Origin of the sequence: Thauera phenylacetica B4P, assembly GCF_000310225.1 — a bacterium.
GTDB classification, from domain to species: Bacteria; Pseudomonadota; Gammaproteobacteria; order Burkholderiales; family Rhodocyclaceae; genus Thauera; species Thauera phenylacetica.
In genome coordinates this window covers 1-229 of sequence record NZ_AMXF01000662.1, presented here as the reverse complement: position 1 = coordinate 229, position 229 = coordinate 1, and the positions used below count along the sequence as shown (strand labels likewise).

1 protein-coding gene is annotated in these 229 nt (G+C 71.2%); it reads left to right on the top strand.

The window, feature by feature from the left end; translation table 11 throughout:
• On the top strand, positions 1–229 hold a 229-nt coding region (locus C667_RS24180; RefSeq protein WP_004394111.1), incomplete at both ends, for an electron transfer flavoprotein subunit beta/FixA family protein.

Below are 229 nucleotides of genomic sequence, written 5' to 3'. Positions count from 1 at the left end.
GATCGACGGCGGCCTCGAGACCCTGTCGGTGAAGCTGCCGGCGGTGGTGACCACCGACCTGCGCCTGAACGAGCCGCGCTACGCGACGCTGCCCAACATCATGAAGGCCAAGAAGAAGCCGCTCGAGACCGTCAAGCCGGCCGAGCTCGGCGTCGATGTCGCCCCGCGCCTGGCCACGCTGAAGGTCGCCGAGCCGCCCAAGCGCAGCGCCGGTGAGCGCGTGGCCGAC